Source organism: Campylobacter sp. RM9333, assembly GCF_020137705.1.
GTDB lineage: Bacteria > Campylobacterota > Campylobacteria > Campylobacterales > Campylobacteraceae > Campylobacter_E.
The window spans coordinates 105,626-131,828 of record NZ_JACGAY010000002.1 but is presented as its reverse complement, the minus strand read 5'-3'; the positions used below and the strand labels follow the sequence as shown (position 1 = coordinate 131,828).

29 protein-coding genes, 3 tRNA genes and 1 pseudogene are annotated in these 26,203 nt (G+C 29.6%); 20 read left to right on the top strand and 13 right to left on the bottom strand.

Going from position 1 to position 26,203, the window contains the following annotated elements; all coding sequences use genetic code 11:
* Positions 1-18: 18 nt before the first annotated feature.
* From selD to AVBRAN9333_RS09530, 4 genes and pseudogenes are all read left to right on the top strand, one after another.
* Positions 19-990: pseudogene (gene selD / locus AVBRAN9333_RS01730) on the top strand (selenide, water dikinase SelD); the annotation flags it as partial.
* Between the two features lie 84 nt (positions 991-1,074).
* Positions 1,075-1,356: a hypothetical protein gene (locus AVBRAN9333_RS01725; RefSeq protein WP_336609327.1), complete on the top strand. Its 282-nt coding sequence runs from the start codon at positions 1,075-1,077 to the stop codon at positions 1,354-1,356.
* A gap of 359 nt (positions 1,357-1,715) precedes the next feature.
* Positions 1,716-2,069, top strand: coding sequence for a hypothetical protein (locus AVBRAN9333_RS01720; protein WP_267525479.1), 354 nt, complete (start codon positions 1,716-1,718; stop codon positions 2,067-2,069).
* Positions 1,958-2,197, top strand: a complete 240-nt coding sequence (locus AVBRAN9333_RS09530) for a hypothetical protein (protein ID WP_350028214.1) — start codon at positions 1,958-1,960, stop codon at positions 2,195-2,197. The genes AVBRAN9333_RS01720 and AVBRAN9333_RS09530 overlap by 112 nt, the downstream gene beginning before the upstream one ends.
* Before the next feature lie 31 nt (positions 2,198-2,228).
* Here AVBRAN9333_RS09530 and AVBRAN9333_RS01715 read toward each other — a convergent pair whose 3' ends face one another.
* The 3 genes from AVBRAN9333_RS01715 to dcd all read right to left on the bottom strand — a co-directional run bounded on the left by AVBRAN9333_RS01715 (position 2,229) and on the right by dcd (position 6,175).
* The gene (locus AVBRAN9333_RS01715) at positions 2,229-4,817 is read right to left on the bottom strand and encodes a molybdopterin-dependent oxidoreductase (RefSeq protein WP_336609326.1); all 2,589 of its coding nucleotides are present in this window, start codon (positions 4,815-4,817) and stop codon (positions 2,229-2,231) included.
* 10 nt (positions 4,818-4,827) lie between these two features.
* Positions 4,828-5,394, bottom strand: a complete 567-nt coding sequence (locus AVBRAN9333_RS01710) for a cytochrome C (protein WP_336609325.1) — start codon at positions 5,392-5,394, stop codon at positions 4,828-4,830.
* A 220-nt stretch (positions 5,395-5,614) separates the two neighbouring features.
* Positions 5,615-6,175 carry a dCTP deaminase gene (gene dcd / locus AVBRAN9333_RS01705; protein ID WP_214116378.1) on the bottom strand — a complete coding sequence of 187 codons (561 nt, stop codon included), beginning with the start codon at positions 6,173-6,175 and terminating at the stop codon, positions 5,615-5,617.
* A gap of 97 nt (positions 6,176-6,272) precedes the next feature.
* Here dcd and AVBRAN9333_RS01700 point away from each other — a divergent pair, with 97 nt between their 5' ends.
* Both AVBRAN9333_RS01700 and AVBRAN9333_RS01695 read left to right on the top strand, forming a co-directional pair.
* Positions 6,273-6,695, top strand: a complete 423-nt coding sequence (locus AVBRAN9333_RS01700) for a TOBE domain-containing protein (RefSeq protein ID WP_214116375.1) — start codon at positions 6,273-6,275, stop codon at positions 6,693-6,695.
* A gap of 3 nt (positions 6,696-6,698) precedes the next feature.
* Positions 6,699-7,484 (top strand): hypothetical protein, encoded by a 786-nt coding sequence (locus AVBRAN9333_RS01695; protein WP_336609324.1) that lies wholly within the window; start codon positions 6,699-6,701, stop codon positions 7,482-7,484.
* A 3-nt stretch (positions 7,485-7,487) separates the two neighbouring features.
* Here AVBRAN9333_RS01695 and rpsR read toward each other — a convergent pair whose 3' ends face one another.
* The 6 genes from rpsR to AVBRAN9333_RS01665 form a co-directional block, all read right to left on the bottom strand.
* A complete protein-coding gene (gene rpsR, locus AVBRAN9333_RS01690; protein WP_214116366.1) occupies positions 7,488-7,748 on the bottom strand; it encodes a 30S ribosomal protein S18 in 261 nt (86 codons plus the stop codon).
* Positions 7,749-7,758: 10 nt separating this feature from the next.
* Positions 7,759-8,283 carry a single-stranded DNA-binding protein gene (ssb, locus tag AVBRAN9333_RS01685; RefSeq protein ID WP_214116364.1) on the bottom strand — a complete coding sequence of 175 codons (525 nt, stop codon included), beginning with the start codon at positions 8,281-8,283 and terminating at the stop codon, positions 7,759-7,761.
* A 10-nt stretch (positions 8,284-8,293) separates the two neighbouring features.
* On the bottom strand, positions 8,294-8,677 hold the full coding sequence (gene rpsF, locus AVBRAN9333_RS01680; protein ID WP_214116362.1) for a 30S ribosomal protein S6: 384 nt from the start codon (positions 8,675-8,677) through the stop codon (positions 8,294-8,296).
* 90 nt (positions 8,678-8,767) lie between these two features.
* Positions 8,768-9,715, bottom strand: a complete 948-nt coding sequence (locus AVBRAN9333_RS01675) for a hypothetical protein (RefSeq protein WP_214116361.1) — start codon at positions 9,713-9,715, stop codon at positions 8,768-8,770.
* The gene (locus tag AVBRAN9333_RS01670; protein WP_214116359.1) at positions 9,708-11,618 is read right to left on the bottom strand and encodes an RNB domain-containing ribonuclease; all 1,911 of its coding nucleotides are present in this window, start codon (positions 11,616-11,618) and stop codon (positions 9,708-9,710) included. Before AVBRAN9333_RS01670 ends, AVBRAN9333_RS01675 begins: the two co-directional genes overlap by 8 nt.
* Positions 11,611-12,429: an HDOD domain-containing protein gene (locus AVBRAN9333_RS01665; RefSeq protein ID WP_214116357.1), complete on the bottom strand. Its 819-nt coding sequence runs from the start codon at positions 12,427-12,429 to the stop codon at positions 11,611-11,613. Before AVBRAN9333_RS01665 ends, AVBRAN9333_RS01670 begins: the two co-directional genes overlap by 8 nt.
* Before the next feature lie 99 nt (positions 12,430-12,528).
* On the opposite strand from AVBRAN9333_RS01665, the gene ilvC reads away from it, so the two are divergent.
* The 10 genes from ilvC to AVBRAN9333_RS01615 are packed head-to-tail and all read left to right on the top strand — an operon-like array spanning position 12,529 to position 20,147.
* The gene (gene ilvC, locus AVBRAN9333_RS01660; RefSeq protein WP_214150100.1) at positions 12,529-13,548 is read left to right on the top strand and encodes a ketol-acid reductoisomerase; all 1,020 of its coding nucleotides are present in this window, start codon (positions 12,529-12,531) and stop codon (positions 13,546-13,548) included.
* Entirely contained in the window at positions 13,548-14,591 is a 1,044-nt protein-coding gene (locus tag AVBRAN9333_RS01655; RefSeq protein ID WP_239803138.1) for a divergent polysaccharide deacetylase family protein, read from the top strand. The genes ilvC and AVBRAN9333_RS01655 overlap by 1 nt, the downstream gene beginning before the upstream one ends.
* Positions 14,566-15,345: a DNA-processing protein DprA gene (locus AVBRAN9333_RS01650; RefSeq protein ID WP_336608701.1), complete on the top strand. Its 780-nt coding sequence runs from the start codon at positions 14,566-14,568 to the stop codon at positions 15,343-15,345. The genes AVBRAN9333_RS01655 and AVBRAN9333_RS01650 overlap by 26 nt, the downstream gene beginning before the upstream one ends.
* The gene (gene ruvX / locus AVBRAN9333_RS01645) at positions 15,345-15,719 is read left to right on the top strand and encodes a Holliday junction resolvase RuvX (protein ID WP_336609323.1); all 375 of its coding nucleotides are present in this window, start codon (positions 15,345-15,347) and stop codon (positions 15,717-15,719) included. The genes AVBRAN9333_RS01650 and ruvX overlap by 1 nt, the downstream gene beginning before the upstream one ends.
* Position 15,720: 1 nt before the next feature.
* Positions 15,721-16,227 carry a tetratricopeptide repeat protein gene (locus AVBRAN9333_RS01640; protein WP_336609322.1) on the top strand — a complete coding sequence of 169 codons (507 nt, stop codon included), beginning with the start codon at positions 15,721-15,723 and terminating at the stop codon, positions 16,225-16,227.
* A 23-nt stretch (positions 16,228-16,250) separates the two neighbouring features.
* Positions 16,251-16,907, top strand: coding sequence for a tetratricopeptide repeat protein (locus AVBRAN9333_RS01635; protein WP_336609321.1), 657 nt, complete (start codon positions 16,251-16,253; stop codon positions 16,905-16,907).
* Between the two features lie 16 nt (positions 16,908-16,923).
* Complete coding sequence (locus AVBRAN9333_RS01630) at positions 16,924-17,691, top strand: tetratricopeptide repeat protein (protein WP_336609320.1); 768 nt, start codon at positions 16,924-16,926, stop codon at positions 17,689-17,691.
* Positions 17,692-17,723: 32 nt separating this feature from the next.
* Positions 17,724-18,590 carry a tetratricopeptide repeat protein gene (locus AVBRAN9333_RS01625; protein ID WP_336609319.1) on the top strand — a complete coding sequence of 289 codons (867 nt, stop codon included), beginning with the start codon at positions 17,724-17,726 and terminating at the stop codon, positions 18,588-18,590.
* A 25-nt stretch (positions 18,591-18,615) separates the two neighbouring features.
* Positions 18,616-19,275 carry a tetratricopeptide repeat protein gene (locus AVBRAN9333_RS01620; RefSeq protein ID WP_336609318.1) on the top strand — a complete coding sequence of 220 codons (660 nt, stop codon included), beginning with the start codon at positions 18,616-18,618 and terminating at the stop codon, positions 19,273-19,275.
* Positions 19,275-20,147, top strand: a complete 873-nt coding sequence (locus AVBRAN9333_RS01615) for an RsmB/NOP family class I SAM-dependent RNA methyltransferase (protein ID WP_336609317.1) — start codon at positions 19,275-19,277, stop codon at positions 20,145-20,147. The genes AVBRAN9333_RS01620 and AVBRAN9333_RS01615 overlap by 1 nt, the downstream gene beginning before the upstream one ends.
* A gap of 299 nt (positions 20,148-20,446) precedes the next feature.
* Here AVBRAN9333_RS01615 and AVBRAN9333_RS01610 read toward each other — a convergent pair whose 3' ends face one another.
* Complete coding sequence (locus tag AVBRAN9333_RS01610; protein WP_336609316.1) at positions 20,447-20,974, bottom strand: hypothetical protein; 528 nt, start codon at positions 20,972-20,974, stop codon at positions 20,447-20,449.
* A gap of 188 nt (positions 20,975-21,162) precedes the next feature.
* On the opposite strand from AVBRAN9333_RS01610, the gene AVBRAN9333_RS01605 reads away from it, so the two are divergent.
* Positions 21,163-21,813, top strand: coding sequence for a hypothetical protein (locus AVBRAN9333_RS01605; RefSeq protein WP_336609315.1), 651 nt, complete (start codon positions 21,163-21,165; stop codon positions 21,811-21,813).
* Between the two features lie 23 nt (positions 21,814-21,836).
* On the opposite strand, the gene nrfD is transcribed toward AVBRAN9333_RS01605, so the two are convergent.
* From nrfD to phsA, 3 genes are read right to left on the bottom strand one after another with little or no spacing between them, the layout of a single operon-like run.
* Positions 21,837-22,799: an NrfD/PsrC family molybdoenzyme membrane anchor subunit gene (gene nrfD, locus AVBRAN9333_RS01600; protein WP_336609314.1), complete on the bottom strand. Its 963-nt coding sequence runs from the start codon at positions 22,797-22,799 to the stop codon at positions 21,837-21,839.
* Entirely contained in the window at positions 22,792-23,358 is a 567-nt protein-coding gene (locus tag AVBRAN9333_RS01595; RefSeq protein ID WP_336609313.1) for a 4Fe-4S dicluster domain-containing protein, read from the bottom strand. The genes nrfD and AVBRAN9333_RS01595 overlap by 8 nt, the downstream gene beginning before the upstream one ends.
* Positions 23,359-23,360: 2 nt before the next feature.
* Positions 23,361-25,619 (bottom strand): thiosulfate reductase PhsA, encoded by a 2,259-nt coding sequence (phsA, locus tag AVBRAN9333_RS01590; RefSeq protein WP_336609312.1) that lies wholly within the window; start codon positions 25,617-25,619, stop codon positions 23,361-23,363.
* A 222-nt stretch (positions 25,620-25,841) separates the two neighbouring features.
* On the opposite strand from phsA, the gene AVBRAN9333_RS01585 reads away from it, so the two are divergent.
* From AVBRAN9333_RS01585 to AVBRAN9333_RS01575, 3 genes are all read left to right on the top strand, one after another.
* Positions 25,842-25,917: transfer RNA gene (locus AVBRAN9333_RS01585), tRNA-Lys, on the top strand.
* An 8-nt stretch (positions 25,918-25,925) separates the two neighbouring features.
* Positions 25,926-26,001 (top strand) — tRNA-Val (locus tag AVBRAN9333_RS01580).
* Between the two features lie 16 nt (positions 26,002-26,017).
* Positions 26,018-26,094: transfer RNA gene (locus AVBRAN9333_RS01575), tRNA-Asp, on the top strand.
* Positions 26,095-26,203 lie beyond the last annotated feature (109 nt).

Below are 26,203 nucleotides of genomic sequence, written 5' to 3'. Positions count from 1 at the left end.
GGTTGAGGAGCTAAGCTAAGTCAGGCTGACTTACACAACGCATTAGCTAATATTAAACCTAGTGAATTTGTATTAAGCTCAACTACTAGTAATGAAGATGCTTGTGTTATTGATTATCCTAGGGTAATTTCTACTAATTTAGAAGATTTTGCCTTAGTTCAAACACTTGATTTTATTACCCCAATCGTAAATGATGCTTATGATTACGCTGTAATTGCTGCAGCAAATTCATTAAGCGATATTTTTGCAATGGGTGCAAAAGTTATGAGTGCTATGAATATAGTTGCATTTAGCGAATGCTTATCTCAAGATATTTTAAAACAAATGATAGCAGGGCTTAATGATACTATTAATTTAGCGGGTGGGTTTTGTGCTGGCGGGCATACTTTAAATTCTAGTGAAGTATTTTTAGGGCTTAGCGTTACTGGTTATGTTAAAAAAGATAGTTTTTTAAGCAATAACAAGTCATTAGAAAATGATGTTTTAATAGCTACAAAACCACTAGGAACAAGTCTTAATGCTATGGCTATTAAGGCTAATTTGGACGATGATTTTAGCGAATGTATAAATGGTATGAAAAGTCTAAACAATAAAGCTTTAGAACTTTTAAATGGCATAAAAATCAATGCTTGTACTGATATTACAGGCTTTGGACTTATTGGGCATTTGAGCGAAATGCTAAATGATAAAATATCAATTGAAATCAATTCTGATGCGATAAAGTATTATAAAAACACTTTAAATTACGCTAATTTAGGGCTTTTTGGAGCAGCTAGTTATACAAACAAAAATAGTTTAAAAGGACTTGTAAAATCATTTATTGAAGATGATTTACTTTTGTATTCTCCAGAAACAAGTGGTGGATTAATCATTAGCATTAACGAAAAAGATACTCAAAAAGCTTTAGATATTTTACAAAATGCAAACATAAACGCCTACGCCTTTGCTAGAGTTGTAAAGAAAAACGATAATAGAATTTGTATTTTTTAATAAATCAGTTTTCTAAAAATATTTATCATACATTAACTTAGGGGGGGGGTATAATTATTATCTAATTACAAATAAGAAGATATAATGAAAAAAACCCTTGCTATTTTAGTTGCATTAGTTTTTAGTGCTTGTAATGATTTTAAATTAAGTAATTTAAACCCTATAAAACTTTTATCAAACCCTGATTTAATAAGCAATCAAGCAAAATGTATAAAAGATAAAGATGCAAATTCTTGCATTAAAGTCGCTGATGAATTAGCTAAAAACTCAAATTCTAAAGAAAACTTAGACAAAATAAAACAACTATATAATCTTGCGTGTTCGTTCGGCTCAAAAGAGGGTTGTGTTAAATTAAATAATTATTAAAAAGGGGAAAATCCCCTTAACTATGCTTTCATAGGCTCATTAAATACTATGAGTTTTTAATATTCAAATTTAAATTATAAATTCACTTGTAATTATTAATTTTAAGGAATTTAAAACTTAGTAATATAAAAAATTTATCTCATATTTATCGCACAGACTTCTTTATAAAAAATACTAATCAACCCACTTGCTTAGCAACACCACTAAAAATAGTGCCAAATCTTGAGTGAATTTTTTACTCTTTGATTGTTAGATTAAATACAACCATCAAGATAACAATTACATACCAAGTGATTAATCACTATAAAAACTTTTCAACAAGCTAATTAAATAATTTCAATCTAAATCAAGGGAAGATTATGAAATTAATAGAAATTTCTAGTGATGAGTTTTTTAATTTCGCAAAAGATATGCAAAATACTTTTCAAATAAGTCTTAGAGATAAAACTGATGAAAATATAATCACCATTGATGAGATTTTCAAATCTTTAGAGAATAAAAATGCTAAAAATTTTTATGTATATGACAATGGTGTAAAAATAGGTGGAGTATGTCTTTTAATAGATAAAAATACCCAACAAATAATCTTGATTTATTTTATATACTTGAAGAATTTCATAATAAAGGCTATGGTTTTAAAACTTGGCAAATGGTGGAAAAAACTTTTCCTAAAACTAAAGTTTGGACTACAACCACACCTTATTTTGAAATAAGAAATATCCATTTTTATGTTAATAAATGTGGTTTTAAAATAGTTAAATTATCAAATTTATCCGATAAATTTAATGATATTGAAGAATTAGAATGGTTTTTTGATTTTGAAAAAATAATGAATAATTAAAATTAAATTCTAGGGGCAAATGCCCCTAATATTATGCTTTTACAGGTTCAGTGAATACTACGATTTCAGGTTTTTCGCCTTCAAATTTTTTGATATTTACTAAAGCTGTATGAGAGATATTTCCATTTGCAAGCTCACTTGTTGGAATATCTATTGTTAGCACATTCGCACATCCGTATTTGCAATCATTATTATCATCAGGGTCATACCAGCCACCTTCTTGTAATACTACTACGCCTTTTAATACATCATTGCTTACAACTGCTCCTGCAATAACTTTACCGCGAGCATTGAAAACCTCAACTAAATCTCCATTTTTAATACCTTTAGCCTTAGCATCTTCGCTATTGATTAAAATAGGCTCGTGTCCATTTACAGCATAAGTTTCTCTTAAACTTGTGTGGCATAGTTGTGAGTGTAAGCGGCTCGTTGGGTGCGGACTAATCATATGAAATTCTGCACTTTTTTCTTTCATACCAAGCCATTCAATTGGTTCAAACCACATAGGATGGGCTTTACAATCTTTATAGTTCATTTTTTCAATAGTTTCACTATAAATCTCAATTAAACCACTTGGAGTTCCCAATGGATTTAAGATAGGGTCTTCTACGAAGTCTTTAAATCTAACGAACTCATAAGCATCTTGAGAAGCTTCAAATTGTAAGGCTTTATTATTTTCCCAAAACTCTTTAAATTCAGGTATTTCTACACTTGAGCTTTTCTTAGCAGCGTTATAGTATTTTTCTACCATTTGCTCTGGAGTTTGATTTTCTGTATAAGCGTTTGCTAATTTTGTAGCTAACATTGCCGCATCTTTTTCACTTGCACCCTTGCTAATCGCACAAAGAGTTCCATAAACTTTAGCAAGTTCAACAAAGATTTGCATATCATCTTTACTCTCTTCAACAGGCATAACAGCAGCTTTCATAGGAACAATATGCATATTAGAATAATCCCCGCTCATAGAAATATCATCTCTTTCATATTGACTTGTAGCAGGTAATAATATATCAGCCATTCTAGCAGTTGGAGTCCAGTAAATCTCATTTACTACAACGGTTTTTAACTTTTGCCAAGCTTTTTTTAAAGTCTTTAAATCTTGGTGATGGACGAATGGATTACCACCTACCCAATATACAAAATCTACATCGCTATAAGTGATTTTTTTACCATTATGATCTATTGTCTTACCAGGATTTAATAACATATCAGCAATTCTTGCTACAGGAATTTCATTATCGCTTGTCTTTGATAACCACTCAGGTAGATTTTCACCTGCACCACTATTTCCAGGTATAAATTTACCATTTTTATCAAATGTTCCTTGTTTAACGCCTTTAAACACGCCTTTATCCCAAAGACCATTCATACTAGCGTTAATTCCGCCTACTATTGGAGCATTAGTTGTAGCAACACCACCATTTGAATAATGATAGCTTAAACCAAATCCACCACCATCTTTACCAATATGACCTAGCATTGCACATAAAGTTACAAGCATCCAATGAGGTTGCTCTCCGTGATGAGCTCTTTGCATACCCCAACCACTCATTACTAAGCTTAGATTTTCTCTTAATTCTTTAGCTAAATTCTCAATTACACTTGCTTTAATTCCACAAATATTTTCAGCCCATTTGCTATCTTTTTTAACACCATCAGTTTTACCCATTAAATAGTCTTTAAACTTATCAAATCCTACTGTGTAATCATCCATAAACTCAGCATCATAAAGCTTATTATCAATTAAATATGTAGCCATACCCATCATCATTGCTACATCAGTATTTGGGCGTGGAGCTAACCACTCGCCTTTACCTTTAAAGAATTTTACAGTGCTAGATGCGTATGGATCTATGCAAATTACTTTTATTTTGCTTTCTTTAATTTTTTCCATATAAGCACGACCTTCGCCATCACTAACAGTCCAAGCAATTTTTAAAGTATCAATAGGATTTGCACCCCAAATAACTATAACTTTTGTATTTTCTAATACTAAATCCAAGTTAGTTTGTTGTTCATAAACTTCAATAGAGCCAACAACATGAGGCATAATAACTTGTGATGCACCAGTAGAATAATCACCAAGTGAGCCTACAAATCCACCCGTTAAGTTCATAAATCTATGAAGCAATATTCTTGAATTATGCACATTTCCGCTTGATTTCCAACCATAGCTACCTGCAAAAATCCCATTAGCCCCTTTTTCATCTCTGGTTCTTTTTAAGCTTTCTGCAACTAATTTTAAAGCCTTATCCCAGCTTACCCTAACCCACTCATCTTTACCACGAAGTTCAGGTTTATTATCTAGTGGATTTTCTAAGAAACTTTTTCTAACATAAGGATATTTAACACGATTAGCATATACTAAATCAGATGTGTAGTGTTGTAAATCATTTTTTAAATTCTTAGTTTGATTTGCAGCAAATGGCTCACTTTTTACTACTTTACCATCTTTTATAGTAAGTTTTAAAATACCCCAATGTGCACCTGTTACAACTTCGCCATTTTTTACTAAACCACTAGCAACTGCTTTGCTTTCAGCTCCTAATACATTTATTGGTGCAAAACTCATAGCACCAACTGCAGCTGAACCTTTTAAAAAACTTCTTCTATTTAGCATAATGTCTCCTTTATTTCATATCTTTTGCGTGTTTTTGTAAGTATTGCACTACTAATTGTCTATCAGCTTTATCAATTCCTGTTCTTGTTTCCATTGCCTTAAATGTAGCTGGCCATTGGTTTGCATTAAATTCGCTAACAGGATGAAGTGGATGACAAATGCCACAATTTTCTTCAAACATAGCTTTACCTTTTTCAAAAAGAGGCTTTGCTGATTTTTCTAAATCCACTAGCTCATCTTTTTTAGCAAATACTTTAATACTAGCAATTTTAAAACCATTTTTTAAATCTTTCTCAATTTTAAAATCTAATTTAGATTTTTTACCAAATGCTGCTACTAAAATCCTATTTTTATCATTAAAATATAAAATATTACCTTGATTAGGATTGTAATATCCTTTAATTTTAAGTTCAGCTAAATCGCCGTCTTTTACTATCTCAAAAGCATTAGTTGGTAGTAGCTTACCTTCTGCTTTTTTCGCATCTACTGAAGTGTAAAGATTAATAATTTTACCGCTAAATTGCTCTGCTGCAAACATTGAAGCACATAAAGCACAGCTTAACAAAAACTTTTTCATAAATCTCCTTAAATAAAAATTAATTTTTAAAACTTGTTAAAAATTATAAAATTATTACACTAATTAGTTAATAGTTTTTATTTATAAAATATTTTATTGAATATTTAATTTGCCTTAGATTAAGGTGCTTGCTAAGAATAATTTTAGAATGCAAATATTATTTGGAATAATAATAAAACTTAAGAATTTGAAAAATCACTTTCAAATTCTTGAAGATAAATTACTTTAAAACTTTTGGAAGAGTTATGCCTGTTTGATTTTGATATTTACCTTTTTTATCAGCATAAGAAGTAATGCAAGGCTCATCACCTTGTAAAAATAACACTTGAGCTATACCTTCATTTGCATATATTTTTGCAGGTAGTGGAGTGGTGTTGCTAATTTCTATTGTAATATGACCGCAAAATCCAGGCTCAAAAGGTGTAACATTTACAATAATTCCACATCTTGCATAAGTGCTTTTACCAAGACAAATTGCTAATACATCTCTTGGCATTTTAAAATATTCAACCGTTCTTGCAAGTGCAAATGAATTCGCAGGAACAATACACTCATCACCTACAAAATCAACTACATTTTTATCATTAAAATCCTTAGGGTCAATCATAGTACTATTTACATTTGTAAATATTTTAAACTCACGCCCAACACGAATATCATACCCATAACTAGAAAGTCCATAGCTAACCACATTTTTACCTACATTCTCTTCACAAAATGGAGTTATCATTTCGTGTTTTAATGCCATTTCTTTTATCCAAGCATCACTTTTTAGTCCCATTCATATCCTTTTTATGATTTTTAACTATTATACATTTAATTTTTAATATAGGTTTTATTTTATTATTAGATGAAATTTATGAATTTAAAGGAAGATTATGTTAAGTGCAAGAAATATATTAAAAATACAAATAACTAAAGTTGAGAGTTCGCCTATTATTTCATTAGTTACTGCAAAATTAGAAAACAATAAAACAATCAAATCTTTAATAACTACAGAAAGTGTAGATGATTTAAATCTAAAAATAAATGATAATGCTATAGCAGTATTTAAAGCAAATTCTGTAATTGTTAGCAAAAACGAATGTGCTACTCGTTTAAGTAGTGCAAATGAACTAAATGGCAAAATCGTAAGTATAAAAAATGGTTCGGTATATAGCATAATAGAAATTAATTGTAATGGAATTTTAATTACAGCTAGCATAACCAATGATAGTGCAAATAAGATGGATTTAAATATAAGTGATAATGTAAATGTTTTAATAAAAGCAAGTGATATTTTAATAGGAATTAAAGAATAAAATATGAAAATATTTTTAAGCTGGCTAATAAGTGAGATTAAATCAAATGAAAAATCTTTCATAGCTTTTTCTTTTTCTACTAAAAAATTAAATATTTATTATTATTTATTTTTTGCTTTATACTTGCTTATAAAACCTGATAATATCACTAAAATATTTCGTATATTTATAGATGAAAAAGCAGTATATGATGATATATTTTTATTAATTCCTTTTGCAGGACTTCAGATTATTTCTTTTGTGATATTTATCCCATCTTTTATAGTGGTTTTATTTAGCTTATTAATTGATAAAAATAAAATCAATCTTGCTTGTGAATTAGAAGATTTTTTCAAGGCTTTGTTTTATGCGTTTATATTTGTATTTTGCATATTTTGTGCCTTAAGTTTTATTAGTCAATCTAATGAACTTTTCTTTATTTGTTTAATGGCATTTGTATTTATATCTATATTATTATTTATAATTGCTAAAGATAATTTATATTATTTTTTTAGCATTATTTTATATCTTACTTGCTCGTTACTTCTTTATGAGCTCATAGATATTTTTTATATTTTAGTTTCTTTTTTGATTTTACTTATAATTTCAATTTATATAAGGCTTAGAAGTATTTATTTATTTTTATTATCAATGCCTTTGATACTTCATTATTTTATAGAATTTGCACATAGTTATTTTGCAAGCAGTAAAGGTGTGATAAATGCTTTAAGTGAGTTGTTTATTACTTTGGCTATATTTATTTTGATTTTTGCATATGATAAAAGAATTAGGCTAGAAAATCTAGCCTAAGAATTATAGACCTTCAAACGGATTTGTAACTACGTTTTTGCGGTCGCATACATAAGGAATTAAAGCAACTGCTCTTGCTCTTTTAATAGCTAGTTCAACCATTTCTTGGTGTTTTTTGCTTGTTCCTGTTAATCTTCTTGGCATTATTTTAAAACGTTCTGATAATGCGTGTTTTAATAATGCTGTATCTTTATAATCAATAAAATCAACTTTTGCTTCTGTAAATTTGCAATATTTTCTTGAATACTTTCTTTTTTCTGCCATAATTTATCCTTTAAAATGGTATCTCTGCATCATCTGCCGAGTTATAATTATAATTATTTCTTTCTTCAGCAAAATTATTTTGTCTTTGATAATTCTGCTCTTCTCTTGCATAATTATTTTGTTGATAATTATTTTGAGTAGGTCTATTGTAGTTATTATTTGCTTGATAATTGTTTCTAGGAGCATTATTATTTTGCATTTCATCAGGTTTGTTGTCTAACATTTCCATATTTTCAACTACAAGTTGAATTTTTGAACGATTTTGATTGGTTGCTGTATCTACCCAAGTTTGTTGTTGTAAATAGCCTTCAACCATTAGTTTTGAACCTTTTCTTAAATATTGCCCTACAATTTCTGCTAATCTAGCATAAAACACTACATCTATAAATAAAGTTTCTTCTATTCTTTCGCCTGTGTTTGAGCTTCTATATCTACTAACAGCCATTGCATTATTTACTACCGCACTACCTGTTGTACTAATAGTTTTTATTTCTACATCTCTTACCAAACGACCTATTAGAATAACTTTATTCATATCTTATCCTTTATTCTGCTGGAGTTTCAGCCTTAGTTTCTTTTTTGCTTTCTTTTTTACCTAATCTTTTGCCTTGAGAAAGTATTTCCCACGCAGCGATTTCGCGTCTGTTTTCGTATTTAACTATTAAAAATCTAATTACATCTTCAGTGATTTTTAAAACACGCTCAAGTTCTTTAATTAATGAACCTGGAGCTTTAAAATATATTACATAATATACGCCACGCTCATATTTATCAATTTGGTAAGCTAATTTTCTAGTACCCATTTCAATAGTATTTGCAATTTCAGCACCATTTTTTACTAGAGTTTCTTTAACAAACTCAACTCTTGCTTTTAATTCTTCATCAGTTAGCGTTGGCTTTGCGATGAATAAAACCTCATAATGTCTCATGATTCTCCTTTTGGATATTAAGCCTAGATTTACTAAGCAAGGAATTTTGCATAAAGCAAGGCTTGATTTTAGCAGTTTAATCTTAATATTTTATGAGTTTATTAAAAAATATATTTTTAAAAGATTTGAATATGCTATTTCTTTTGAAGAATTATTGTTATTTAGTTTTAATTCATATTCAGCGTTTAATAAAATTGCGAAAATTTCTTCGTAAAAATTAGATAATTTTCTCGCTTGATTTTCTAATTCTACGCAAACTTGTCTTGGTGGAGTGTAACCAAAGGCTATTTTATAATCAATTCTACCATTTGTTTTTAGATTTGCACTTATTGTAAAAAGTCTTATTAAACTTGAATAAAGTTTATTAACTAAAGCGATTTCATCTTCATTTTCTAATATTTTATAAATATATTCATTTGGCTCTTTTGTCTTTAAAAAATTACTCAAAAAATCATCAAACCCTAAAGCATTATCGCTTTCTAAATGCTCTTTAATAGTGCTTAAATCTAGTGTTTGATTTTTATATTTTAAAAGCTCACAACCTGCTTTAAATATATCAAATTCATAATTTTTTTGAAGATATTGCAAGGCTTCTTCACTAGCATTTATTTTATAAAAATTAGTAATTTCTTTTAATAAAGCAATTTGCTCAAAGCTAGTCTTTTTCTCAAAAAATCTAACAAAATTATTATTAATACTTAATTCTAAATCTTTTAAAGCTTTTCCATCATAAATAGCTAATATTAATTGATTTTCACTATTAATATGCTTTAGAATTTCTTTTAAATCCTTACTTGAAATTCCTTTTTCAAATTCTAAAATCAATTGCTTAGAACTAGCAAATAACGAACTCTCACTTAAAAAATCAACAGCTTTATTTAATTTATAATCGCTATCTCTTAAAATCAGCCTTTCATCGTATTTTTTCAGACTTTTTATGATTTCTAAGTTTATAAATATACTTAATCTACACGCCCCATAAAGCATAAAAGCATTAGGGAGATTGTTTTTTATTTTGTTAAATTCTGCTTCATACATCTTTAACTATCCTAGCAAAAACCTTAGCGCTTATTAAATCTACTTCATAAATCTCAACTAAAACCCTAGAAAATAAAGTTACATTAGGATTTGCAATAAATATCCTTGCACCCTTAAACTCATCATCTAAAACACCTATTGTAATATCTTCGTTTTTAGTGATTTTTACATAAAATCTTTTACCAATATTTTTATGAAAATATCTTGCATAAACCCTATCACAAAAATCCATTGCCACCTTATCAGCTTCTCTTTCAAGATTACTAACTTCAAAACATTTATTCTCAAGGTTCGTGCTAAGGTATGTAAATAGTTTATCTTGATTTTTCATAAGAGCTTTTAATAATCTATGCAAAATCAAATCCGAATATCTTCTAATAGGACTTGTAAAATGCGAATACCTTTCAAATCCTAATGCAAAATGCCCTTTATTTTCATGTCCATATTCAGCTTTTTTAAATGAACGAATGATGATTTTATCTACTTCAGCACGGATATTTAATTCATCTGCTAAGCTCTGAATATTTTTGATATTTTCATAGATGTTTTCTCCACCACTAAAATCAAGTCCTAATAATTGCAATTCTTCGTACATAGCAGCGATTTTATTGTAATTTGGGCTTTGATGGTTTCTAAAAATAGCTAAATCAGGGCACATTTTAGCCGCTGCTTTATTAGCAAGTAGCATACAATCCTCAATCAATTGATGAGACCTTGTTGATTGCTCGTAATAGGTCTTAGTAATTTGCCAGTCGCTATCAATCTCCATTCTTAGCTCTTCTGTTAAAAAATTAAAACCTTTATTTAATCTAGCATTTCTTATTTTTTTTGTAAGCTCATTTAAAGAATATAAATAATTGCATTCTTTTAAATCAGTTTTTTTGTCTAAATACTCATCTACTTCATCGTAATTAAATCTTCTTTTTGAATTAATTATGCCTTCATAGATTTCTTCTTTTATTACTTTTGCACCTTCAAAATATATTTTAAAACCAAAGCAAAGCCTGTCTTCATTTGGGTTTAAAGAACAAATTCCTTCACTTAAAACTCTTGGCAACATAGGAATGCTTTTATGTGGAAAATATATACTAAATCCACGCTTTAAAGCTTCGTTATCTAAAGCACTAAAAGCCCTTACATATTCGCTTACATCAGCAATTGCTACATATAAAATCTGATTTTTTTCATCAAAATAAATAGCATCATCAAAATCTTTTGCGTGAATTGGGTCTATCGTGCAAAATGGCAAATGCCTTAAATCAAGTCTATCAGGATAAAAACTAGCATCAACACTGCCACTATAAGCATTTGCTTCATCTAAACACGCTTTATCAAATTCTTCAGTTTTATTAAATAAAGCCATAGAGATTTTTTCATCTACTTTTTCATCACTAATATGCCCTAGCACTTCTACTACATTTGAACTTGCATTATCAACCTTTAAAATAGTGCCAACAGGTAAGGCTTTTAATGATTTTTGAGATACACTAAGTTGTCTTAAAAGTCCTGTTTTAAAGCATTTTCCAAATACTACATTTTTTAGCATTTGAGTAATAACTAAAGAAAATTCTTCTTCTCTTTTTAAGACAAGTATTACAGCAGCACTTGGGCGACCTTTTTGCTTTTTAATCTTTTTTGCAATTACAATATCGCCGTATCTTGCTGAATGTAAATCTTTTGATTTTATGAGTAAATCTCGCTCTAAAAACGACGCTTGTAAAAATCCATCGCCTTTAGAATTTATATCCATTTTGCCATAATAAAATCCATTATTAAAATAGATTTTATTATTGTATTCGCTTACTATTTTTTCTATTAATAAGACTTTAATTATTTCTTTTTGTTTTGAATTAGCATTAAGCTTATTAAAACCTTGCCTAATGTTTTCTAAAAACTCAAGCATCTTGTTCTACTACTTTAATAGCGTCTATTAATTTATCTCCTAATAAGCCATTATTTTTAGCGTCTAATACACATTGAACTATCATTTCTTCATTAAAAAATCCAAAAATATTAATAAGATTTGAAACTATATTTAATGCAATTGCATTCTTTTTTATATCATTACTTGCGTTTTCTGGATTTACACTATAAAAAATAGCATCAATCATATCAACTTCAAGATTCCATTTATCAAATATCATAGAAGTTACTTCTTCGCTACTCATTCCTAAAAATTGCTTTTCATAATCACTTAATTCTTTAATATTTCTTAAATCACTTAATCCATTTTTAAATTCTTCTGCTTTATTTGTTTCAACTAATTCAGAAGATATAATTATCTTGCCAATTTCTAGTAAAAACGATGCTGGAATTACGACTTTTTTAGTATTGTCTGCACTTCTATTAAGCCAATTAATTGCTAATGAATTTTGCATAGTTGAGATTTTTGCAAACATTGCTTCATTCATATTGTAAGCACTTAAATTAATTTTAAAAGAGTTTTTAACAGCTGCATTTAAAGCAAATCCTTTAATAGTTGTCATTCCAAACAAATTAACAGCCCTATCAACACTACTAATTTCTCTTGAAAATCCGTATAAAGGCGAATTTGCTGATTTTAAAATATTTGCAGTTAGCATTGGGTCTTTTTCAACTATTTTCGCTAAATCTTTTAAAGATGAGTTTTCGTCATTACAAATTCTTTGAATTTCTAAAGTGCTTTCATTAAGCGGAGGTAGGCTTTTTATTCTTTTACTAATAAAATCTTGCATAATAAACCTTTTAAGTAAATAAAATTTGATATTTTTTTATTAGATTGTAACTAAAATAGTTATAATTTGCTTAATTAAATCAAAAGAAAAAGGAAAAATATGGCAGTAAATGTTTATTATGATCGTGATTGCGATTTAGGTTTAATTAAAAGCAAAATAGTTGCGATTATTGGTTTTGGCTCACAAGGACACGCTCACGCTGAAAACTTAAGAGATAGTGGTGTAAAAGTTGTAATTGGTCTAAGAGAAGGAAGCTCGGCTAATAAAGCTCGTGCTAAAGGTTTTGAAGTTTTAAGCGTAGCTGATGCGACTAAAAAAGCTGATGTTATTATGATTTTAACTCCTGATGAGTTTCAAGCTCAAATTTTTAATAGCGAAATTAAACCAAACTTAAGCGAAGGAAAAGCTATAGCATTTGCTCACGGATTTAATGTTCATTACGGACAAATTGTAGCTCCAAAAGGAGTAGATATTATAATGATAGCACCTAAAGCACCAGGTCATACGGTAAGAAATGAATTTGTAATTGGTGGTGGTGTTCCTGATTTAATAGCAGTTGCTCAAGATGAAAGCGGTAATGCAAAAGCTCTAGCACTAAGCTATGCAAGTGCAATTGGTGGCGGACGCACAGCTATAATTGAAACTACATTTAAAGACGAAACAGAAACAGACCTTTTCGGCGAACAAGCAGTGCTTTGTGGAGGTTTAACTGCACTTATTGAAGCAGGATTTAATACACTTGTAGAAGCTGGATATGAGCCTGAAATGGCATATTTTGAGTGCTTACACGAAATGAAATTAATCGTTGATTTAATGTATCAAGGCGGAATTGCTGATATGAGATATTCTATTTCAAATACAGCTGAATACGGCGATTATATTACAGGCGAAAAAGTTATAAACGAAGATAGCAAAAAAGCTATGAAAAAAGTATTAAAAGATATTCAAGATGGCACATTTGCAAAAGATTTCATCTTAGAAAGCCGTGCAAATTATCCAAAAATGAATGCAAGACGCAATATTACTAAAAACAGCCTTTTAGAACAAACTGGCGTTAAATTACGCAAAATGATGCCTTGGATTGAAAAAAGCAAATTAGTTCAACAAGATAAAAATTAATGGCTAAAAAAAAGCAAAAAAGCAAAGCTAATTCTAGCTTTGCTAAAACTCTTAAAATAATTTTTTTATTTTTATTATTATTTGGCATAGGGCTTTTGGTATATTTAAATATATACGAAAGTAAAGAGCAAATTAGCGAAACTAAAGAGATAAAAACTCAAAAAGAAATTCAAAAACCAAAACCGCAAACAATAGTAAATGCTATAAATAATTATAAAAATGAAAAAAGCATTGATAAAGAAAAGAATTTAAATCAAAATTTTAGTGATATATTTGCTAATATGGATTTAGAAAAAAATGATGATAATTGTAAGGTAACTAGCGTAACTTGTTTTGATACTAAAGAAACTTCAGCCTTTGGTTCTTTAGCAAGTGCTACTAATATTAAGGCAAAATTAGCAATTATTATTGATGATGTTGCGACAAAAGAACAAAGCGAAGAAATCAAAAAAATTATTAAAAATGGTAAAAAAATCACTCCGAGCTTTTTTCCTAACACAAACAATCACCCAGATACTAATAAATATTCAAAAGAATTTAAATCTTTTATGATACACCTTCCTTTAAGGGCTTTAAAGTTTAATAAAGAAGAGCCGCTAACCCTTACTCCAAGTGATAGTTATCAAGTGATTGAAAATAGGATTAAAAATATCAAAATCGCTTTTCCAAATCTAAAATATCTAAACAATCATACAGGCTCATTATTTAGCGAAGATGAAAACGCTATGAGAAATTTATTTAAAGCATTGAAAAAATATGATTTAATTTTCGTTGATTCAAGGACTAGTGCCAACACAAAAGCACCTACAATTGCAAAAGAATTTAATCAATTTTATATCCACAGAAATGTATTTTTAGATAATTCACAAGATTTAAATGATATTCGCAAAAAGCTAGATGAAGCAGTGGAATTTGCCCTAAAACATAAAAGAGCAATAGCCATAGCACACCCACACAAAAATAGCCTAAAAGCAATTAGCGAATATGACTTTTCTAAAGTTGAGCTAGTTTATATAGATGATATATACAACGATTATAAATGAGTTTAATACTCTTAAAAACCCGCCTGATAAGATTTATTATAAAGGCAATTTAGAGCTTTTAAAAATGCCTAAAATAAGCATAGTAGGCTCTAGAAAAATGAGCGTTTATACAAAAAATCTAACCTTTAAACTAGCACAAAAACTAAGCCAAATAGGTATTTGTGTAGTAAGTGGTGGAGCAATTGGAGTAGATATTGAAAGTGCAAAAGCAAGCCTGCCTTATCATATAGGAATTTTTGCAAATGGGCTTAATAAAATCTATCCAAAAAGCAATGAATTAATCATCAAACAAATATATGAAAACGCCCTAGCACTAAGCGAAAACGAGCCAAATCATATCCCATTAAAACACGATTTTTTAGCTAGAAATCGCCTTGTAGTAGCTCTTGGAGATATTTTAATCATCACCCAAGCAGACCTTAAAAGCGGCTCATTAAACTCAGCAAAACACGCCCTAGAATATGGAAAAGATATTTATGTATTAGCCCAAAGAATAGGAGAAAGTGATGGCACAAACGAGCTAATCGCAAACTATAAGGCAAAAATAATTTATGATATTGATATTTTCGTAGCACAAATGCAAGAATACTTCAGCGTTCAAAAATGCTACACTCAAAACTACGATGAATTTTTAGAATTTTGCAAAAACGGAGCAAATCTTGATGAAGCCTTAGAGCGATACGGCGAATTAGTATATGATTATGAACTTGATGGAAAAATAATAATTGATGGAGTTTTAGTTAGGAGTGTTTAATGGAAAATATACTTGCACTTGATTTAGGACTTAAACGAATTGGCGTTGCAATTAGCATAATGAAAATTCCTATGCCACAACCTGCAATAATTAGAATAAATCGCAATCAAGCAGCCGAAGAAGTAAAAGAACTAATCAAAAAGCACAAAATCACTAAAATTGTAATAGGAATTCCAATGGGCGGTAGTGCTGAAGATGAGATGAGAAGAAGAGTGGAGCATTTTTCAAAACTAATTGAATTTAGCAATATAGTCTATCACGATGAAAGTTTTACAAGCAAGCAAGCAGCAAAAATTATTAGTAGCAAAAAAAAAGATGGCAAACAAGATAGCATTGCAGCATTTTTATTGCTTAAGGATTATTTAGGAATTTAAATTGAAAAAGCTCGTTTGTTTGCTTATATTTAAAGTTTTATTAGCAAATGATTATGACTTAGGATTTGAGATTTTTAAAAATATTGATTTTACAAAAGAGCCAATTGAATACGAAAATGATTTAAAACAAGTTTATAATTTATGGTCTAAAGCTTGTAAGAATAAAAATATGCAAGCTTGTTATGATTTAGGGTTTTTATATGAGAGCGGAATAGGAACTAAGCAAAATTATACTAAAGCCATAAATCTTTATACTAAAGCTTGTGAAAATAACTTATATGAAGCTTGTTATGCAGTAGGTTTTATGAATGCTTATGGGATTGGAACGCAACAAAACAAGAAAAAAGCTATTAAATTCTATGCCAAATCTTGTAATCATAATTATGCTGTTGGGTGTTATTTTTTATCATTTTTATATAAGGATAAAAAAGCTAAAGAATATTTAAAAAAAGCTTGTGATTTAGGTGATGAAAGAGCTTGTAAAAGTATTGAGAATTTGAAAAATTAAATTAGAAATTTAAAGGAAGTAAGGTGAAAAAATTATTATGTTTAGCACTTTTAGGTGCAAGTGTTTTAGGTGCAGTTGATATTAGTGGATTAGAAAAAGCTTGCAATAAAAACGATTATAAAGCTTGTGATGCTCTTGGATATTTATATGCAAGTGGCGAAGATGTAGAGCAGGATTTTAAAAAAGCAAATAAATTATGGATTAAGGCTTGTAAAGGTAAAGATGCTTCTTCTTGTTTTAATATAGGATTATCTTACGAACAAGGAAATGGAGTAAAACAAGATTTAAAAAAAGCAAGTGAGTTTTACACAAAAGCTTGTGATGGTGGACATACTTTTGCTTGCACAAATTTAGGTTCTATGTATTTTGAAGGAGATGGCATAAAACAAGATTTAAATAAGGCGAGAGAATTTTATACTAAAAGTTGCGAACTACAAGATTTTGGTGCTTGTGGATTTTTAGGCTTTATGTATTATTCTGGAATTGGCGTTGCAAAAGATATTGAAAAAACAAAAGAATTATGGACTAAAGCTTGCGATAATAAAAATGGAGAAAGCTGTTTAGCTTTATCAAGTTTATATGAAAATAATATTAAAAAGTCTATTGAATTAATTAAAAAAGCTTGTGATTATGGAGAACATACTAGTTGTTTGCTGTATAAAAAAATAAACAAGCAATGACATTAAAGGAAGTAAAGTGAAAAAATTATTATGTTTAGCACTTTTAGGTGCTGGTATTTTAAGTGCAAATGAGCTTGAGAGTCAGTGTAATAAGGGCGATTTGGAAGCTTGTTCAGATTTAGGAGTAGAATATGCTAAAAATCAAGATTATACTAAAGCAAAAGAATATTTTACTAAGGCTTGTGATAACGGAAATGCTACGGGTTGCAATAATTTAGGGGTTGTTTATGCGAATGAATTTGGAGTAAAACAAGACTATACAAAAGCAAGAGAGTTTTATGCTAAAGCTTGTGATAATGGGGATACTATGGGTTGCTCTAATTTAGGGTTTTTATACGAAAAAGGACTTGGAATAAAGCAAGATTATTTTAAAGCAAGAGAGTTTTATGCCAAAGCTTGCAATAACGGAAATGCTACGGGTTGCTTTAATTTAGGAATTTTATATGCAAATGGATTTGGAGTAAAAAAAGATTACATAAAAGCAAAAGAATATTTTACTAAAGCTTGCGATGGTGAAAACGCTAGTGGTTGCTCTAATTTAGGGGTTGTGTATGCAAATGGATTTGGAGCAAAACAAGATTATGCAAAAGCAATAGAACTTTATGCTAAAGGTTGTGATGGTAACGATGCTATGGGTTGTTATAATTTGGGGGCTTTATATAATAACGGGCAAGGCGTTAGAGAAGATAAAAGAAAAGCTAAAGAATACTTAAAAAAAGCTTGTGATTTAGGCGAACACAACAGCTGTAGCCATTATGAAATATTAGATGAGCAAGGGTTTTGATAAATAACAATGATAAATTTAAAGGAAGTAAAGTGAAAAAATTATTATGTTTAGCACTTTTAAGTGCTGGTATTTTAAGTGCGAATGAGCTTGAGAGTAAGTGTAATCAAGGGGATTTTGAAGCTTGTTTTAATTTAGGAGTAGAATATGCTAAAAATCAAGATTATACTAAATCAAAAGAATATTTTACCAAGGCTTGTGATAACGGACAAATTCTTAGTTGCCTTAGCTTGGGTGAATTTTACTTTTTTATAAATCAAGATTATGCTAAAGCAAAAGAATATTTTATTAAGGCTTGTGATGAAGATGCTACGACTTGCTCTGATCTAGGGTTGTTATATAGTGAAGGGTTTGGAATAAGACAAGATTATATAAAAGCAAAAGAGTTATTTACCAAAGCTTGTGATGCGGGAAGTGTTGTTGGCTGTGTTAATTTAGGAAATTTATATGCTAACGGAAATGGTGTAAAGCAAGATAATGATAAAGCAAAAGAGCTTTATACTAAAGCTTGTAATGATGAATTTACTGAAGGCTGTTATGGTTTAGGATTATTATATAGCAAAGGGGTGATTAGAACAAGCGAAGATTATTTAAAGGCAAGCGAATTTTATACTAAATCTTGTGATGGTGGAGAAAGTGTTGGTTGTTATAATTTAGGTGTTTTATATAGCAGTGGGTATGGAGTAAAACAAGATCCTATTAAGGCAAAAGAGCTTTTTACTAAAGCCTGTGAAGATGGGTTACCTAATGGTTGTTTTAATTTAGGCAGTTTGTATTATAAAGACAAAGGTGTAAAACAAGATAAAACAAAGGCTAAGGAATATTTTGGCAAAGCTTGTGATTTAGGCGGTCAGAATAGTTGTTATTGGTATAGAAAATTAAACGAGCAAGGATATTAATAATAAGAAATTTTAAGGAAATAAAATGAAAAAATTATTATTTTTAGTGCTTTTAGGTGCTGGTATTTTAGGTGCGAATGAGCTTGAGAGTAAGTGTAATAATGGAGATTTTCAAGCTTGTTTTAAATTAGGATTAGAATATTATGGCAAACAAGATTATGTAAAAGCACAAGAATTATGGCATAAAATGTGTGATGGTGGGGATGTTAATGGTTGTACTAACTTAGGAATTTTATATAAAAACGGAAAAGGTGTAAAACAAGATTATTCTAAAGCAAGAGAGCTTTTTATCAAAGCTTGTGATGGTGGGAAAACTATGGGTTGTTTTAATTTGGGGATTTTGTATGAAAACGGACAAGGTGTAAAACAAGATTATTCTAAAGCAAGAGAGTTTTTTATCAAAGCTTGTGATGGTGGAAATATTCCAAGTTGTACTAATTTAGGGTTTTTATATTATGAAGGATTAGGAGTAAAGCAAGATTATTCTAAAGCAAAAGAATTTTATACCAAAGGTTGTAATGGTAATGATGATAGAGGTTGTTTTAATTTGGGGATTTTGTATTACAACGGACAAAGCGTAAAACAAGATGAAAAACAAGCTAAAGATTATTTTAAAAAAGCTTGTGAATTAGGACATCAAGATGGTTGTAATAATTATAAAGTATTAAATGAACAAGGATATTAATGATATTTAACCACGCCGAGCATTTTAGCGAGATTTATGGATTTAAAAAGCCTTTGGATTTGGAGTATTTCGGAGTATTTATAAACTCTATCAAATGCGATGAAGAAAAGTTTTTAAGTGCATTTAGCACTTACGAACCTACAAAAATAGATAATAATTTTTATATTTTTAATCAAGAATTTAAAATAAGAATTTCAACTCACGATTTAGCAATAAATGGCGGTATTTATATACAAGATTATTCAAGTTATTTATGCGCTAAGGCTTTAAATGTTAGCTCAAGCGATATTATTTTGGATATGTGTGCTGCTCCAGGGGGTAAGAGTATAAATCTAGCTAATTTTAGCGACAATTGTGAAAATCTAAGCTCAAATGAGCTAAATAGCAAAAGATTTTTTAATCTTAAAAAAATCCTAGCAAACTACGGCGTAAAGGCAAAAACCTATAATCACGATGGCATTTTGATAGGTCGTAAAACGCCCGAGCGATTTAGCAAAATATTGCTTGATGCTCCGTGTAGCACATTTATACACGATTTTTCTATCACAAAAAGTCAAAAAGAAATAAAGCAAATCGCCACTACTCAAAAAAAGCTTTTAAACTCTGCCCTAACAGCTTTACAAATAGGTGGGGAGCTAGTTTATAGCACTTGCACGCATAATTTTTATGAGAACGAAGCAGTGATTTTTAATGCGCTTAATTCTAAATTTAATATAGAACTTTTAGAAATTGATTTGCCTTGCGAGTATTTACAAGGACTAAGTAATTATGATGAAAAATATAGTGATGATAGACTTGATAAAACTTATCGCATAAAGCCAACCAACACACATTCAGGCTTTTTCATAGCAAAATTAAGGAAATTAGGCTAAATTATTTTGCTAATAAATTTGTAATATTTTAAGAAATATTGAGCTAATTAGTGAGTTTAAATTATAAAAACTACATAGATAGATTTAATAGTATTAAAAAGACTTAAAAGCAAGAAAACGATAAGATATTTAATCAATACATAGCAAAATCTTATAAAAAATAAATTATTTTAATAATCTGCCTTGCCTAATCAACTGCAAAATATTCTAATTAGCTATTTTAATTATTTGGCTTGGCAATTAGTGTTTTTACAATAATTAGTTAAAACCTAAATACTTAATAGTATTTAGGGAAAGTTTTAATTATTTGTTTGTTCTTTTAGTTTTTCTTCAAGTTTTTTAAGCTTTTTTTCTGATTTTTTATGTTCTTTTTCAACTTTTTCTACTTTATCATCAACTTTATTTTCTAATTCTTTAGCTTCTTTTTTAGCTTTGTTTTTTAATTCTTTTTCTTCTTTATCAGCTAATTTTTTAGCTTCTTTATCTTTTTTAGCTTTGATTTTTTCTAAATCATCTTTGTATTTATCTTCAATTTTTTCTTTTTTAGCATTTAGTTTTGCTTGGCTTTTTTCTAATTTTTTACTCTCGTAATCATATTTAGTTTCAGCTTTGATGGTTTTTAATTTTTCATTATCTATTTTACCATCTACACAATTTTTGCTGATTTCTTGTTTTTGTGTTTTTAAATATTCTAACCTTTCTGGATTTGCCTTTTTTTGATTTTGAACTTTTGTGATTTGCTCATCAAGTTTATTTAAAACCTTATCACACGATGTAGCAGCAAAAAGCGATGAAGCTAAAGCAACACTTAAAATTAACTTATTCATAAATTCTCCTTAAAAAATATTCAGCAAATAGTATAAAAACACTCATTAAACAATTAGCTTAACTAAATAAATTATATGTAGCTAATACAAATTAAGTAAAACTTAAGAATGGGGGGGGGTATTATACTGATTTTACAAAAAGCATAATGCAAAGCATTAGGCTTTAAACCAAATCAAAAGGAGAAAATATGAAAAAATTATTAACAGCTAGTTTGTTTTGTAGCGTGGCATTATTTATGAGTGCTTGTTCTGATGAAAAAAAAGAATTAAGTCAAGATGTGTTTAAGTTCGATATCGAAAAAACAAAAAATGGTTTAGGCTGGAAAATGGAAATGTTAACCTTAACTGCTAAAGATGATATTGAAATTAAAAGAATTACAGCAAATCGTGGTGGTTGTGCTATAGTTGATTATAAATTTTGGAAAGATAATAACGCTACAGGTGCAATATCAGATGAAACTCCACCAAAAGTATGTAATACTGGAATACTAAATAAAAATTGGATTGATTATTGCGAAAAATTAATTAAATGGGCAGAATTAAGTAAAGAAGATTGCAGTTATGAGTACGAATACGATTTAGATGATAAAAGCAAAGGTTTTAAACACATAAACGAAAGAGTAGAAAAAACAGAAAATAAAAAATATATTGAAAATTGTGAAAAAGCAAAACAAGTTGCTAAAGAAAAATACAATGGAAAATATTATTATGATTACAAAATGCCTTTAAAATTTGGCGAAAGTAGAGAATTTATGACATTTAATAACGAAAATTGCTCTAGCATTTTAGAATTTAGCGTTTATACAAACAAAGGCATTGTAACTTATAGCGTTAAGTAATAGTTTAGCTAAAGGAAAAACCTTTAGCTAATGCAAACTTGTCCTGCATAAACGATAAAAAATCTTAACATTATTACGCCAATTAGCACAGCAAGAGAGTTTATTATTATGAATGCAGGTTTATAGGCGTGGTTTTTAAGTGCGGTTAGGGCTATTAAAATAGGTAAAACAAGCCCCGTTCCTAACACTCCAAACCAAAATAATTTTGAATAAAACTCATGAGAAAAAATAGCCTTAAGCGATATTAAACTCTCGCCCCCGCTATAATACATTCCTACAAAAAGTAAAAGCAAGATAGGAATTTCAAGCATTATTGCTCTTAAATCTAAAACCAATAAATATTTTATGTTTTCTTTATTTAAGTGAGCTTTAAAAAATAAAATTCCCACAAGTATATTTGCAGCTATTCCACAAGAAAACGCAGAAACCACAAAAAGCAATGGTAAAATAGGAGTATTCCATAAAGGGATTTTAGAAATCGCACTTAATAAAAATCCCGTATAAGCACCAACACATAAAGCCAAGAAAAGCAATACATATTCAATCATCTTTGCAAAATTAGCCATTTTTCTTATGGAATTTGTAATAGGAATTAAGAACCTAAAATAAAGCCCTATTTCACGCTCAAAAATAATTAATGCGTATAAAAATGCTAAAGGTGTATAAACTAATAAAAATAAAACACCTAAAGTCATAACCGAAGTAAAATTGTATTTTATTAGCAATAAATAAAATGTAAGTGGTTTGCCTAAATCAATTATCAAAAGCAAAAGCCCCAAGCTAATAGCAAGTGGAGAAATTAACGCTCCTGCTTTAATCGTAGCGTCCCAAATACTATTAGTATTATGTGTAAATCTATTAAATTTTACTATTAATGAAACCATCAAACACCCAGCACTAAGCCCTGCTAAAAACAAATATAGTGCAATAGGCCAAGGCCAATAAATCTCATTATATTGCATTAAGCTTCCTGCCATATTATTCATAGCGTCCTCCTTTTGTATTTTTTATAAAACCTAGTTTTGGTTTAGTGCCTAAATGAGCTTTAGGATATTCAACGCTTTTACTTGCTAAGACTTTATTGACTTCTGAATTGCTATCATTTATATCCCCAAAAATTAGTGCATCAGTAGGACATACGCTAACACAAGCAGGGGTTAAACCATCGCTTACTCTATTTGGATAGCAAAAAGTGCATTTATCAATTGCTTTTGTGATAGGATTAAGAAATCTTGCATTATAAGGACAGGCTAATATGCAGTATTTGCAAGATACGCATAAATTTTCATCAATTAATGTTATTCCATTTGCTAGTTTAAAACTAGCTCCCGTAGGACATACGCTTACACACGGGCTATCTTCGCACATTACACAACTTGCCCTTGTAAAATCTGTTTGAAGATTTGGAAAAACTCCCTTCATTTTTACATGAACTTGCACTCTAAAAACCCCACTTGGAATTTGATTTTCGTTTTTACAAGCTACACTACAAGCCTCGCAACCTATACATAAATTTTTATCGTGAATCATTACAAACTTTTTCATCTTTAAGCCCTTTTAATATCTACGCCTATATTTGTAACCATTGTGCTACAAACATAACCACTTCTTGAACCTAGCACTATGCTATCATTTGCACCTATTTCGTGAATGTTTTTAAGTGCTGGAGTATTACGACCAAATCCGTGATAAATAAACAATGTATCAGGACGAATTCCTTGAGTTAGCATAAGTTTTACTTGGATTTTGCCAAATTCATTTTCTAAATATACTAAATCGCCATCTTTAAAGCCTAGTTCTTTAGCCTTAGTTTCATTTATCCACACAGGACTTTCACTCATTAATTCATTTAAAATTGGGATATTTTGAGTATGAGCGTTTGTATGAATTGGAGTTTTGCCACTCGTTAGACAAAATTCATGATTTTTAAACACATCATAATCAGTTGTATTTAAACAGCCGTGAGTTGGGAATAAGTTTTCAACTTTTTCTATGAAAAGCTCTATTTTTTTACTAGGTGTCTTAAAACTAATTAGCGAACTAAGTTCGCCGTTACTATCAATTTTATCTTTAATTTGTGGATAAGTTTTAGCAAATTCTTTTATGGTTTTTGGCTCTCTTAAATAAAGACTAGGGACTTTATAAGTTACTATGCCATCTTTTTTAAGATTTGCTAGTAAATCTACATTGCCTTTAGCTTGTTGCATTCTATACTCATCTATTGTTGTATAAGTATAAAGCTCATCAATTTTCATCATATTTGCTAGTTTTCTAAAAATATCAAAACCACTTTTTGTATCGCCTATAACTTCTACGGCTTTATTTCTCATATAATAGCCATTTCCTATAGTTGCAATGCTCTCATCTCGCTCTAAATATGAGCTTTCTGGTAATACCACATCAGCTAAATTGCTAAAATCATTTAAATATATATCAATACTTACTATAAAATCTAGCTCGTTTATAGCCTTTAAACTCTCATTTACATTTGCTACATTTACTAAGTGATTAAACCTAGTATTTACCCAAGCTTTAATAGGATATGGCTTTTTGCTAAGTATTGCAGGGGCAATATCCATTAAAACTCCGTGTTTTCTGGATACAAAATAATTTTTACTTCCAACTTCACCTGCACCATCAATTCTAGGAGTGTTAGGAACCTTAAAAACATTGCTAGGATTATCAAGAGTAGGGAAAATATCTTCGCCTATGATTTTGTTTAAAGTATTTGTATTTTTGCTAGTGTGAATTCCACCTTTTTTCTCGTAGTTTCCCATTAAAGCGTTTGCTATTGCAATAGCTCTTGTGCGTTGATATTCTGCATAAGTAGTAGTGGTTTTATGTCCCCAATCAATTACTACTTTAGGAGCAGCTTTATAGATTTCATCGGCAATTCGCTCAATAGCATCAGCACTAATTCCAGTGATACTTTCTTGCCATTTAGGGCTTGTATCTTTTACACTAGCTTTAAGTTCATCAAGTCCTATGCAATATTCATTTACAAATTCTTTATCGTATTTTTCATCTCTTAGCCAAATATGAATTAATGCCATTAAAAATGCCACATCAGTTCCTGGCTTAATAGGTAGCCACTCATCAGCCTTAGCAGCAACTACGCTAAATCTAGGCTCAAGGACAAGTAGTTTTGTATCACTTGCAGCTGCAAATTTAGCTAGTTTTTTAGCATCACTTATTACTATACCTTCAAATAAATTATGTCCGAAATTTACAATATATTTTGCATTAGCAAAATCTCTTGATAAGCCGCCACCATAAGTATGCTCTAAAACCATATTATAAGTAATCGGACAGCTTGAATAATGTGAAAATATATTAGGACTGCCGTAAGCACAGGCAAAATTACTCATATGAGTGTGAGATTCTCCGGCTTTGCTTGTAAATATTACGCTACTAGCTCCGTGCTTTTCTTTTATTTCGTTTAACTTTGTTGCAACTAGGTTTAAAGCTTCGTCCCAACTAGCTTCACGCCATTTGTTTTCCCCACGCTTACCTATACGAATTAAAGGCTTAATAAGGCGGTTTTTATCATATAATTGATTAATTCCCGCGCCACCCCTTGCACATACGCTAGTTTTATTTGTGCTAAATTTTGGATTACCATTAATAAATACACCTTTATTATCTTTAACGCTTATTTCAATAGGACAGCGAGTAGAACACATCTCGCAAACCGAAAAAACACTTTTTTTATCCCCGTTTGTAAAGGCATTAGCACTCAAAACTGGATTAATACAGGCTAATGAACCTAAAAATGCAGAGCCTTTTAAAAATTCCCTTCTTTGCATTAATACTCCTTAAATTTCAATACTTTCAAAGTATTTAATTAAATTATACTTAAAAATTTTAATTAAATTATAAAATTATAATATTTTTTATTTTACATTATCGGAATTTAAATTCTTTTTATTTTTTATGCCAAATTCTTGAATTAAAATATAATTTTTTAGATTTTTCTTGACAATTAAAAATTTTTTTTGTATTATTCAACCTTTCACAAATATTTTAATGTCTTGTTAGCTCAGCAGGTAGAGCATCTCACTTTTAATGAGGGGGCCGCTGGTTCGAATCCAGCACAGGACACCATCAATCTTGGTCGCTTAGCTCAGTTGGTAGAGCGCCACCCTTACAAGGTGGATGTCATAAGTTCGAGTCTTATAGCGACCACCATTTCTTAAACTAGGTTGCGGCGGTAGTTCAGCTGGTTAGAATATCGGCCTGTCACGCCGGAGGTCGCGGGTTCGAGCCCCGTCCGCCGCGCCATTTCCCTTTCTTTTAAAAATTTAAACAATAGTTCTCTCCTTTAATATTTTTATTTCTTAATTTATTTAGGATAAAATCTATCTCTTAAAAAAAATATTAAAGGAGAATT